The following is a 12,758-nucleotide window of genomic DNA, read 5'->3' on the forward strand; positions in this document are numbered from 1 at the left end:
TGATCTGCATGAAAGAGGAGGAATTTCGATGTTGGGGAAAGATATCGAAGAAGTGCTAATTACAGAAGAACAGATTCAAGAGAAAATCCGTGAGCTTGGTGCGGTATTGACAGAAGAGTACCAAGACAAGTACGTACTTGCGATTGGTGTGCTTAAGGGTGGATTACCTTTCATGAGTGATCTCATTAAGCGTATCGATGCTTATATCGAACTCGATTTCATGGATGTTTCAAGTTACGGAAATGCAACAGTTTCATCAGGAGAAGTGAAAATTGTTAAAGATTTGAACACAAGTGTTGAAGGACGCGATGTACTCATTATTGAAGATATTATCGATAGTGGGAAAACATTAAGTTACCTTGTCGAATTGATGAAATACAGAAAAGCAAATTCTATTAAAATTGTTACTCTCCTCGATAAGCCAAGTGGCCGAAAAGTTGACTTAAAAGCGGATTACGTTGGTTTTGACGTACCGGATGCGTTTGTCGTTGGCTACGGACTTGATTACATGGAGAAATACAGAAACTTACCTTATATTGGCGTGTTGAAAAAGGAAATCTATTCTTTCTAAATACTTTTGGAAGATCTTTTGAAAGGGCGGCGGAAAATTTTTTCTGCTAAGGCATTTCCTTTGTAGGTTCAATCAGACCTATGTTAAGATTTACACTAGTTTTCTGTCTAATGAAATGAGGAGGCTTGGGATGAATCGAATACTTCGATACTTTCTATTATACGGACTGATATTTCTTGCAATCATGGGGATATTCAGTTCACTAAACAATACAAACCCGAAACAGAAAGAGATTCGGTATGATGAATTTATTACTGCGTTGGAAGATGGAAAAGTAACAACAGTAAGTTTGCAGCCAGTTCAACTTGTCCTTAATGTGAAGGGTACAATGAAAGGCTACAAGGATGGCGAAGAGTTCGTAACGAATATTATGAACGATACCAAGACGCAGGAAGATATCCGTACACTTGCTACACAAACTGAAACAAATATCACAATATTACCAACTCCTGTTGCGAGCGCGTGGGTATCCTTCTTCACGGGTCTTCTACCGTTCATCATCATCTTCATCTTGTTCTTCTTCCTGTTAAATCAGGCGCAAGGCGGAGGAGGCGGCGGTGGCCGTGTTATGAACTTCGGTAAGAGTAAGGCGAAGCTTCATACGGATGATCGCAAAAAAGTTCGTTTCACGGATGTTGCTGGTGCTGACGAAGAAAAAGCGGAACTTGTGGAAGTTGTTGACTTCCTGAAAGATTCACGTAAATTCGTTGAAGTCGGTGCACGTATTCCTAGAGGGATCCTGTTAGTTGGACCTCCTGGTACTGGTAAAACGTTGTTGGCACGTGCGGTTGCAGGTGAAGCGGGTGTTCCGTTCTTCTCAATCTCAGGTTCTGATTTCGTGGAAATGTTCGTTGGGGTTGGTGCATCACGTGTACGTGACCTTTTCGAAAATGCTAAAAAGAATGCGCCATGTATTATTTTCATCGATGAAATCGATGCGGTTGGTCGCCAACGTGGCGCGGGCCTCGGTGGTGGACACGATGAACGTGAACAAACATTGAACCAACTTCTTGTTGAAATGGATGGTTTTGGTGAGAACGAAGGGGTTATCATTGTTGCGGCAACGAACCGCCCTGATATTCTTGACCCTGCACTTCTGCGTCCAGGACGTTTTGACCGTCAGATTACAGTTGGTCGTCCGGATGTAAAAGGAAGAGAAGCAGTTCTTCAAGTCCATGCGCGAAACAAGCCACTTGACGACACTGTCAACTTGAAGGCACTTGCACAACGTACACCTGGATTCTCGGGTGCAGACCTTGAAAACTTATTGAACGAGGCAGCACTTGTTGCTGCAAGACGCGATAAAACGAAAATCGATATGTCGGACATCGACGAAGCAACGGACCGAGTTATTGCGGGACCTGCGAAGACGAGTCGCGTTATTTCGAAAAAAGAACGCGATATTGTAGCGTTCCATGAAGCGGGTCACGTTGTTGTAGGGCTAATGCTCGATGACGCTGAAATCGTTCATAAAGTAACAATCGTCCCTCGCGGACAGGCGGGCGGTTATGCCGTTATGCTTCCGAAAGAAGATCGTTACTTCATGACGAAACCTGAACTTCTTGATAAAATCGCTGGACTTCTTGGTGGTCGTGTAGCGGAAGAAATCGTTCTCGGCGAAGTTTCAACTGGAGCTCATAATGACTTCCAGCGCGCAACTGGTCTGGCTCGTTCGATGGTAACTGAATACGGAATGAGTGATAAACTCGGACCGATGCAGTTCGGTCAGGCGCAAGGGCAGGTATTCCTGGGTCGCGACTTCAACTCTGAACAGAACTATTCTGAAGCAATTGCGTATGAAATCGACCAAGAAATGCAACGTATCATCAAAGAGCAATACGCTCGTACAAAAGAAATCCTTTCTGGAAAACGTGAGTTGCTTGATTTGATTGCAACGACGCTTCTTGAAGTAGAAACACTGGATGCGGAGCAAATTAATCATCTAAAAGATCATGGCACATTGCCTGATCGTCCATACGGTCGTTATGGCTTGGACAATAAAGATGAAGCAGCTAAGAGCGTAGATCTTTCGAAAGAAGGAGATGACACAGTCATTTCTGATGCAACTGGAGCACCTACGGACCCAGCTACCGGTGATTTACCGAAAGAGTACAAAACGGATCAAACTCTTAAGTCAATTAACGAAGAACGCAAAGACTGAACACCTAATAAGGGCCGACTGTTTCTTTTGAGACAGTCGGCTTTTTTCTATCCATGGATATGTGGTATGATGTGTTGGAAAATGACGAAGTTAGCGAGGAAACCATTATGCTATTAGTGCTAGATACAGGAAATACGAATATTGTCCTTGGCGTCTATGAACAGGGGCAGCTTAAACATCATTGGCGCATGGAAACCTATAGACATAAGACTGAAGATGAGTATGCGATGCAAGTGAAATCTTTGTTTTTGCACGTAGGGCTCTCTTTTGACGATGTAACTGGGATTATCATTTCATCCGTTGTCCCGCCAGTTATGTTTCCTCTGGAACAAATGTGCAGGAAATATTTCAACCAAAAACCGCTTATTGTTGGCCCTGGTCTCAAAACGGGATTGAATATCAAATACGAAAATCCGCGTGAAGTCGGAGCGGATCGGATTGTCAATGCGGTAGCGGCTGTTCATGAATATGGCAGTCCGCTGATCATCGTTGATTTTGGTACAGCGACAACCTATTGTTATGTGAATGAAAAAGGCGAATACATGGGTGGAGCAATTGCGCCAGGTATCGGAATTTCAATGGAGGCTTTGTTCGACCGAGCATCTAAATTGCCGCGAATCGAACTGACAAAACCGGATCATGTTGTAGGGAAAAGTACGGTAGCTGCTATGCAGGCTGGGATTGTTTATGGTTATGTTGGGCAAGTTGATGGTATTGTTGCCCGCATGAAAGCGCAAAGTAAGGAAGAACCAACTGTCATCGCTACAGGGGGGCTCGCGGGTTTGATCGCAAGTGAAACAACGGTGATTGATGTCGTTGACAACTTCCTGACGCTGAAAGGGCTACATCTAATTTATGAACGAAACATGTAAAGGGAGCAGATAATAATGAATGATTATCTAGTAAAAGCACTTGCGTTTGACGGAACAATCCGGGCATATGGGGCTCGTTCGACAGAAACGGTATCAGAAGTGCAACGTCGTCATGCGATGTGGCCGACTGCAACAGCAGCTTTAGGGCGTTCAATGACAGCAGCAGTCATGATGGGTGCCATGTCAAAAGGCGATGATAAACTGACAATAAAAGTGGACGGCAATGGACCGATTGGTTCGATGATAATCGATGCAAATGCGCATGGCGAGGTTCGGGGTTATGCGTCCAATCCGCAAACGCATTTTGATTTAAATGAGCAGGGGAAACTTGACGTAAGGCGTGCGGTTGGAACAGACGGCTTGTTGTCAGTTGTTAAAGATCTGGGGCTTCGTGATTTCTTTACGGGGCAAGTTCCGATTGTATCGGGTGAAATCGCTGAAGATTTCACGGAGTACTTTGTCGTTTCGGAGCAGGTACCTTCTGCAGTGGGACTTGGTGTGTTGGTTAACCCGGACAATACAGTGAAAGCTGCCGGTGGTTTCATTATTCAAGTTATGCCTGGCGCAACGGAAGAAACAATTTTGGAGTTGGAAGAGCGTATTGCTAACGTTGAACCGATTTCGACGTTGATTGCCCGCGGTCTCACGCCTGAGGAGATTCTTGGAGAGGTTCTCGGAACGGCAAACGTGGAAATTCTTGATCGAATGGCTGTTTCATTTTCGTGTAATTGCTCGAGTGAACGATTTGGAAATGCGATTATCGGTCTTGGAGAGCACGAAATTCGAGACATGATTGAAGAGGATGGACAAGCTGAAGCACACTGTCACTTCTGTATGGAAACATATGTATATCCAAAAGAAGTTTTGGAAGGTTTTATCGATGAAATACAATCGGAAGCCTGAAGAAACGACAAGTTCGCAGAAACGCAAACTGAAGACGAAACCGCTCATCCTATTAATTGTGATTCTTTTAGCTTTCAATATCTTTTGGTTCGTTGGCTGGCTCATACCGGACAAATCGAAGCAGACAGATGAGAAAGTGGCGTCGGTTGCCGGTAAGCCTATTACGAGGGAACAGTGGATGTCGGCAATGGAAAAAGAAGTGGGACGCGAAACTCTTCTTGACCTTGTAAATGAAAAAGTGATGGCGGTAGCTGCAGAGAAATACGGTATTGATGTATCCGATAAGGAAATTGATCTTGAAATTTCGCTTATTCGTTCTGTAGACGGGCGCTCTCATTCTGGTCAAGACGAGGAGGGAATGCGTCAGAAAATCCGTTCCAACCTCATCCTTGAAAAGGTATTAACGAAAGATATTGTTGTTAAAGATAATGCGGTAAAGAAGCAGTATGATGAAAATACTGCACTTTACAATATTTTAACCGCATATAGAACTGCTATTATTGTCGTTCCAACGAAAACTGATGCGGAACAGACGATTGAAGAGCTTTCAAAAGGTTCGAGTTTTGATGTTCTTGCAAAAGAGCGGTCGACAGATCTGGCTTCGGCTAGTCTTGGTGGGGATATCGGTTATATCAACGATTCGACTGATGCAACCGATAAGGCAATCGTCGAAGCAGTGTCAAATGCGAATGAAGGCTCGACGAGTGGGGTTATAACCTTAAGTGATGGTACATATGCTGTTACTCGTGTTAGTGAAGTAGTTAAAGGGCGGTCGTTTACATTTAACGAAGTAAAAGATCATATCAAGCGTGAAATTGCGCTTGAGCAGCTTCCGCAAACAGTTAGTCCGGAAGCGTTTTGGAAAGAATTTGACGCAAAATGGTTTTACGGTAAATAATAGAAAGCTGTTTGGATGCCGATATAAATTGGTGTTTCCGGACAGCTTTTCTTAGTTAAGCGGATTAAGTCTGAAAATATAGGGAAAAGAATACATATAGTGGGCATTCAATTGTTGACAATGTTCACATAACGGTAGTAATATTAATAGTATAAGACATATCAAAATAGTAGGAATTGGGAGATGATATAAATGACTTTAGTTGGAAACTCTATTGCGGATCTCGTTGGCAAGACGCCTCTTGTTAAAATGAACAGAATGACAGGTGCAGATGATGCGGATGTTTATTTGAAACTGGAATACATGAATCCGGGATCTAGTGTTAAAGATCGTATTGCACTTGCGATGATCGAAGCGGCTGAAAGGTCTGGAGATTTAAAAGAGGGAAGTACGATTATTGAACCGACGAGCGGTAACACGGGAATTGGTCTTGCGATGATCGCGGCGGCGAAAGGATATAAGGCTGTTTTGGTTATGCCGGATACGATGAGTACAGAGAGACGTAATCTACTTCGTGCTTATGGCGCGGATCTTGTGTTAACGCCGGGTGCAGAAGGAATGAAAGGCGCTATCGGAAAAGCAGAAGAGCTTTCAAAGGAAAATGGTTGGTTCATGCCACAACAGTTTAACAATGAAGCAAATCCTGAAATACACCGCTTAACGACGGGCCCTGAAATTGCAGATGCGCTGGATCGCGTGGATGCGTTCATTTCTGGAATTGGAACGGGTGGTACCATTACAGGGGTAGGTAGCGTCTTGAAAGAGCGTTTCCCAGAAGTAAGTATCATTGCTGTTGAACCGACAGACTCACCTGTGCTATCGGGCGGAAAGCCGGGTCCACACAAGATTCAAGGGATTGGTGCAGGGTTCATTCCGAAAGTTCTTAATACTGATATTTACGATGAAATCGTCCAAGTAACGAACGATGAAGCGTATGACACAGCGAGACGTGCAGCACGCGAAGAGGGTATTCTTGGCGGTGTTTCATCTGGGGCGGCAATCTTTGCAGCGCTACAAGTGGCGAAGAGGCTTGGTAAAGGGAAGAGAGTCGTTGCAATTCTTCCATCGAACGGCGAGCGCTACTTGAGTACGCCACTTTATCAATTTGACGAAGAGTAATAGAGTGGAAGGGGGAGAGGCTGAGATGCTTCTTCTTTTTTGTCGTTGGAATTTGTTTGTAGTGGTTGGATATGATCGGTTGATGTGTGTTTGTTATTGGTTAGTGTGTTAAATGGTAGCCCTTCAAATAAAAAGTTGCCATCTGCTTTTCTTTTTATAGCGTAAAATGGCTTTTACGCGGTAAGATGAAGATATTAATTGTTATCGGGAGGAAACTGGGATGAACGAACAAAAGATAGCTTATACGACAGCGGCAATGACGAAAGAACAACTATTCTATGCTTATAAAGAGTTCGCACGCGAGCATGACAGTCATATTCTTCTTGAAAGTGGACGTGGCGGAGCATTATGTATGGCGGGAATTGATCCGCTTGTTACGTTACGGACATTGGATGGCGATAACTTACAACTTATCTGGCGTGATGGTACGGAAGAGGTAAGAGAAGGAAATCCGCTTGAATTGCTAAATGAATTTGTTAAGTCCTATGAAATGGAATCTATTCCTGGATTGCCAGATTTTCAAGGCGGTGCAGCTGGTTTCATCAGCTACGATTATGTTCGTACTTATGAAAATATACCGGTCGATACACTAGATGATCTCGATACACCTGATTTGTTTTTCTATTTATTCGATCGCTGGGTAGTGCTTGACGTTAATACTGAAATTGCTTATTTCATGACACTTCCGGGTCGTGGATTGGAACCCGCGGAGTTGGAAGTCGATTGGTTGGCTGCAGCTTCGGAAGGACTGAGCAAGCAAGTCTTCACACCGGGCAAAGCGACTGAAGTGTTGTTAGATGAAGGTAATCTTGCTGTGTCTGTGACGGGACCCCAGTTTGAACAGATGGTCCGCGACGTGCAGGCTTATATTGCTAGCGGGGATGTTGTGCAAGTCAATCTTTCCGTAAGGCAATCAAAACCGCTGACCGTTCATCCGCTAGACGTGTATGAAGCGTTGCGCTCGTTCAATCCGTCACCATATATGGCGTCACTAGGTTCACCTGAATTTGCCGTTGTCTCGGGTTCACCCGAACTGCTACTGAAAAAACGTGGGGATGAACTAAGTACGAGACCAATCGGCGGAACGAGGCCGAGGGGGATAGATGAAACCGAAGACGCGGCGCTTAAAGCGGAATTATTGTCGAATGAAAAAGAGACCGGCGAACATATTATGCTCGTAGACTTGGAACGGGAAGACTTTGAACGTGTTTGTGCACCCGAAACGGTGGAAACGGATGAATTCATGGTTGTGGAGAAATATTCACACGTTATGCACCTTGTGTCGAACGTTCGTGGAACGGCGGCAGAAGGCATTACGAATGCAGAAATTGTGAAAGGTGTGTTCCCAGGAGGTTCAATTACGGGTTCACCAAAACTCCGGACAATGGAAATTATTGAAGAACTTGAGCCGACGCGAAGAGGGCTATATACAGGGTCTATTGGTTGGTTCGGCTTTAATGGTGATTTCGAACTGAATATCGTTATTCGTACGGCCTATATCAAGGATGGTATTGCACATATTCAAGCTGGTGCTGGTCTTGTCGCTGATTCGGTACCGGAAGCGGAGTATATAGAGTCATTGAATAAGGCAAAAGCACTTTGGCAAGCAAAGGCAATGGCTGAAAAGTAAGATTGGGGGATTCTCTATGTGGTGTTGGATGAATGGTGAATTCCTGCTTGCGGAGGAGTTGAAAATCTCCCCGTTCGATCATGGATTTCTATACGGCGCCGGATTTTTTGAAACCTTCAGGACATACGGCGGCAATGTGCTCTTGTATGATAAACATATGGACAGATTGCATACAGCGCTCGCAGAGTACCTCATTGCGATGCCTTATGATGAAACTGAAATTCTTGCAGCTGTACGCAAGCTAGATGACTTAAATGGTGGACAGGACGGCTACTTTCGGTTAAATGTTTCGGCGGGAGTTCATGACATCGGTCTTGCGCCCTCTTCATACGCATCGCCGAATGTGATTTTATTCAGAAAAGAATTGGCTCCTGCAGTTCGTGGTACGGAAAAAAGGGCTGTTTGGCTTGAGACAACCCGTAATAAACCGGAAAGTACTGTGCGCCATAAATCGCATAACTTCCTTAATAACGTGCGGGGGCGACTGGAGCTGCCTTCATTGAAAGAGTTGGAAGGCCTTTTCGTGACGGCGGAAGGTTTTGTTGCGGAAGGCGTTACGTCAAATATCTTTTGGGTGAAGGATGGCATGCTGTTTACACCAGCTGTCGAAACGGGGATTCTCCCGGGGACGACACGTGCGTTTATTATTGAATGCGCTAGAGTTGCAGGGATTACTGTGAATGAAGGATTTTACGGTAAAGAACATGTGGAGGGCGCGGACGAGTTATTTGTTACGAATGCGGTGCAGGAACTTGTGCCGCTATCTATGGTTGAAGGATTTTCGCTACCAGGAGCAACGGGTGCTTATTATAAAAAGCTACATGAATTTTATATACAGGCAATAAATGAAATGGAAGAAGGTTGCTGTTGATGGAATTGGCTCGTGCACGTGATAGCTATCAGTTTAGTAATGCGGAAATAGATTTCAAGAAGGAAACAGTTATTATGGGTATTTTGAATGTGACGCCGGATTCATTTTCAGATGGCGGGAAATACGGTCGCATCGAAACAGCACTTAAGCACGCGGAAGAGATGCTTCGCGACGGGGCTAAGATTATCGATGTGGGCGGGGAATCAACACGTCCAGGTCATGTACCAATTTCATTGGAAGAAGAGCTTGAACGAACAATTCCTGTTATCAGGGCCTTGACAAGAGAGTTTGGATGTACAGTGTCGATTGATACATATAAGGCGGGTGTCGCAGAAGAAGCGATTCTTGCGGGTGCACAGATTATAAACGATATATGGGGAGCGAAACGTGAACCGTATATCGCTGACGTTGCAGCAAAGCATGGCGTGCCGATTATATTGATGCATAATCGTGAAAAGGCGGAGTACGAGGGCGAATTTATGGATGAAGTGATTGCTGATTTGCGAGAAAGTGTCGGGATTGCGGTCGCGGCTGGTGTGGCGCATGATAATATCTGGCTCGATCCGGGCATTGGTTTCGCACGCAATACTATTCAAAACATCTGGACGATGCAAGGGCTTGATCGGATCTCTCAAATGGGCTACCCGGTTCTTCTAGGGACTTCACGGAAGTCGTTAATCGGCAATGTGCTAGGATTGCCTGTCGAGGAACGATTAGAAGGAACAGGCGCAACGGTTTGTTATGGGATTGAACACGGCTGCCACATTATGCGGGTTCATGACGTGAAGGAAGTGGCACGAATGGCGAAAATGATGGATGTTCTGACGGGGAAAATGGATTTCCAACAATAGGAGGATGCACTATGGATTATATTCATCTGAATGAATTAGAGTTTTACGGGTATCACGGGGCGTTGCCTGAAGAAACGAAGCTTGGTCAGCGTTTCCGTGTGACGGTGTCACTGGCGACTGATCTTTCGGAGGCGGGAAAAACGGATAATCTGGATAAAACGGTGAATTATGCGGAAGTATATAATGTATGTCAATCGATTGTAGAAGGAGAACCTGTAAAATTGATTGAGATGGTTGCAGAAAAAATTGCGACTGCTGTATTGGCTGAGTTTGCGGATAAAGTGACTGGTGCTCGTGTCGTACTCGTGAAACCGGATCCGCCGATTCCTGGTCATTATGCTTCGGTATCAGTTGATATTACGAGGGGGCACTTCCGGTGAATGTAGCATACCTGTCGATTGGTTCGAACATTGGTGATCGATTGTATCACCTGACGGAGGCGGTACGGGCACTTCATTCGCACGACGGTATTATCGTTACATCGGTATCATCGATTTACGAAACGGCACCCGTTGGCTTTACGGATCAAGCGGACTTCCTCAACATGGTGGTATGTGTAGAAACAGCGTTAACGGCACAGGTCCTATTGGAAGAGTGCCAAAAAGTTGAACACGGACTCGGTCGGGTTCGTGATGTAAGATGGGGTCCGCGGACAGCTGACCTTGATATTTTGCTGTATAATAGCGAAAGTATTGAAACAGAAAACTTGATTGTGCCGCATCCAAGAATGTATGAGCGGGCCTTCGTTTTGATTCCACTTCTTGAAATTGCTCCATTAAAGGCAAGTGCGGTGAAAGACACGGGCGTTGTACTTTGGAAGAAGGTTAATGGGGTCAATGATTTATTGCGAGAAGGCGAATGAAATGTCTCCAGCCATCTAGTCGGTGGAAACAGCTCATGACTTAACTGATCTAATGAACGGCTTTGCTGATGAAATGATGGAACGCGAACAAGTAGCGTTTGGTGTAAGTGCTGTTTGAATCGGATGATCCGGGCCGCCAGGTATTGTGGTGGCTCTTTTTTATGAAACATTCGGACAGTGCGGATAAGTAAAGCGTGTCCGGGCGGCGCAAATTGTGTACAATAGATGCATGCTATCTAATGCAGCGGATAATAATGAAGGAGTGAAAAAAATGTCACATCTAGATGAAATGAATGATCAGCTTTTGGTGAGACGCCAGAAGATGCAGGATATACGGGAAAGTGGATTAGATCCATTCGGCTCGAGATTTGAACGTACACATCTATCAAATGAAATCCAGGAACAATTTGAAGAGATGTCAAAAGAAGATCTTGATGAAACGACTCATGAAGTAACAATTGCAGGTCGTATCATGACGAAACGTGGAAAAGGAAAAGCAGGATTTGCGAATCTGCAAGATCTTGGCGGTCAGGTTCAAATTTACGTAAGACAAGATGCGATTGGTGAAGATGCTTATAAACTCTATAATAGTACAGACCTAGGCGATATTATCGGGATTACGGGGACAATCTTCAAGACGAAGGTTGGAGAACTCTCTATTAAAGCGACTGAATTCACGTTCCTTACAAAAGCGCTGCGTCCATTACCTGAGAAATTCCACGGGTTGAAAGATATTGAACAACGTTACCGTCAGCGTTATTTGGATTTGATTGCGACGGAAGGCAGTAAAGAGACATTCATTCTAAGAAGCCGTATCATCCAGTCGATGCGTCGTTATTTAGATGGACAAGGTTTCCTTGAAGTTGAAACGCCGATGCTACACGCGATTGCGGGGGGAGCTTCTGCGCGTCCGTTTATCACGCACCACAATGCACTCGACATGGAACTGTATATGCGTATTGCGATCGAACTCCATTTGAAACGCCTCATTGTAGGTGGACTTGAGAAGGTTTATGAAATTGGACGTGTTTTCCGTAATGAGGGAACTTCGACGCGCCATAATCCTGAATTCACGATGATAGAACTATATGAAGCGTACGCGGATTATAAAGATATCATGGCATTGACAGAAAACATGGTCTCGCATATTGCACAAGAAGTGCTTGGTAAGACGGAAGTGCAGTACGGGGAAGATTTGATTAATTTAGCTCCAGGGTGGACTCGTCTGCATATGGTTGACGCAATCAAACAATATACGGGCGTCGACTTCTGGAAAGAAATGACGAAGGAAGAAGCCCATGCACTCGCTAAAGAACATGGAGTAGAAGTAAAAGCGACGATGGAAGTAGGGCATGTGCTGAATGAATTCTTCGAACAAAAAGTAGAAGAGCAACTTGTACAGCCGACATTCATCTATGGGCACCCGGTTGAAATCTCGCCGCTTGCTAAGAAAAATCCAGAAGATGGTCGTTTTACAGATCGTTTCGAATTGTTTATTGTGCGCCGTGAACACGCGAATGCATTTACGGAGCTAAACGATCCAATCGATCAGCGTGAACGTTTCGAATCACAACTTGTTGAGAAAGAACAAGGTAATGACGAGGCACATGATATGGACGATGACTTCATTGAAGCACTTGAGTATGGGTTACCACCAACAGGGGGTCTTGGAATCGGAGTCGATCGACTTGTTATGTTGTTGACGAATGCGCAATCGATTCGTGACATCCTTCTATTCCCGCAGATGCGTCCGAAAGAATAAAGGAGGCAATCGCTGTACAATGCCCTTGAAAGCGCATTGTATAGCGGTTTTTGTTTTACTGGAGAAGAAATTAAAACTAATTTCGATATTAGTGTTGCATTTAAAAGAACCAGGTGTTATATTAGATAACGTTGCCAGTCCGACATAACGAAAACAGTCAAACAACGAAAAAAAGAAATTGAAATTAGTTGTTGACACGGACGGAACGAAATGTTATGATATAAAAGTTGTCACCGAAACAACGACAACTACTTAATA

At 44.5% G+C, this 12,758-nt stretch carries 12 protein-coding genes; all 12 read left to right on the plus strand.

Going from position 1 to position 12,758, the window contains the following annotated elements:
* Positions 1-28: 28 nt before the first annotated feature.
* The 12 genes from hpt (at position 29) to lysS (ending at position 12,500) form a co-directional block, all read left to right on the plus strand.
* A complete protein-coding gene (hpt, locus tag H2672_RS17070; protein WP_186673366.1) occupies positions 29-571 on the plus strand; it encodes a hypoxanthine phosphoribosyltransferase in 543 nt (180 codons plus the stop codon).
* A gap of 130 nt (positions 572-701) precedes the next feature.
* The gene (ftsH, locus tag H2672_RS17075; protein WP_186673368.1) at positions 702-2,732 is read left to right on the plus strand and encodes an ATP-dependent zinc metalloprotease FtsH; all 2,031 of its coding nucleotides are present in this window, start codon (positions 702-704) and stop codon (positions 2,730-2,732) included.
* A gap of 107 nt (positions 2,733-2,839) precedes the next feature.
* On the plus strand, positions 2,840-3,604 hold the full coding sequence (locus H2672_RS17080) for a type III pantothenate kinase (protein WP_186673385.1): 765 nt from the start codon (positions 2,840-2,842) through the stop codon (positions 3,602-3,604).
* Between the two features lie 15 nt (positions 3,605-3,619).
* The gene (hslO, locus tag H2672_RS17085) at positions 3,620-4,507 is read left to right on the plus strand and encodes an Hsp33 family molecular chaperone HslO (RefSeq protein WP_186673370.1); all 888 of its coding nucleotides are present in this window, start codon (positions 3,620-3,622) and stop codon (positions 4,505-4,507) included.
* Positions 4,485-5,405 (plus strand): peptidyl-prolyl cis-trans isomerase, encoded by a 921-nt coding sequence (locus H2672_RS17090; protein ID WP_186673372.1) that lies wholly within the window; start codon positions 4,485-4,487, stop codon positions 5,403-5,405. Before hslO ends, H2672_RS17090 begins: the two co-directional genes overlap by 23 nt.
* A gap of 192 nt (positions 5,406-5,597) precedes the next feature.
* Positions 5,598-6,524 (plus strand): cysteine synthase A, encoded by a 927-nt coding sequence (gene cysK / locus H2672_RS17095; protein ID WP_186673374.1) that lies wholly within the window; start codon positions 5,598-5,600, stop codon positions 6,522-6,524.
* A 220-nt stretch (positions 6,525-6,744) separates the two neighbouring features.
* Positions 6,745-8,154: an anthranilate synthase component I family protein gene (locus H2672_RS17100; protein ID WP_186673376.1), complete on the plus strand. Its 1,410-nt coding sequence runs from the start codon at positions 6,745-6,747 to the stop codon at positions 8,152-8,154.
* A 16-nt stretch (positions 8,155-8,170) separates the two neighbouring features.
* On the plus strand, positions 8,171-9,025 hold the full coding sequence (gene pabC / locus H2672_RS17105) for an aminodeoxychorismate lyase (protein WP_186673378.1): 855 nt from the start codon (positions 8,171-8,173) through the stop codon (positions 9,023-9,025).
* Complete coding sequence (gene folP / locus H2672_RS17110; RefSeq protein WP_186673380.1) at positions 9,025-9,876, plus strand: dihydropteroate synthase; 852 nt, start codon at positions 9,025-9,027, stop codon at positions 9,874-9,876. Before pabC ends, folP begins: the two co-directional genes overlap by 1 nt.
* 11 nt (positions 9,877-9,887) lie before the next feature.
* Positions 9,888-10,256, plus strand: coding sequence for a dihydroneopterin aldolase (folB, locus tag H2672_RS17115; RefSeq protein WP_186673381.1), 369 nt, complete (start codon positions 9,888-9,890; stop codon positions 10,254-10,256).
* Positions 10,253-10,738 (plus strand): 2-amino-4-hydroxy-6-hydroxymethyldihydropteridine diphosphokinase, encoded by a 486-nt coding sequence (folK, locus tag H2672_RS17120; RefSeq protein WP_186673382.1) that lies wholly within the window; start codon positions 10,253-10,255, stop codon positions 10,736-10,738. The genes folB and folK overlap by 4 nt, the downstream gene beginning before the upstream one ends.
* A 271-nt stretch (positions 10,739-11,009) precedes the next feature.
* Complete coding sequence (gene lysS, locus H2672_RS17125; protein WP_186673383.1) at positions 11,010-12,500, plus strand: lysine--tRNA ligase; 1,491 nt, start codon at positions 11,010-11,012, stop codon at positions 12,498-12,500.
* The last annotated feature ends 258 nt before the right edge of the window (positions 12,501-12,758 follow it).

Source organism: Sporosarcina sp. BP05 (genome assembly GCF_014282005.1).
Taxonomy (GTDB): Bacteria; Bacillota; Bacilli; order Bacillales_A; family Planococcaceae; genus Sporosarcina.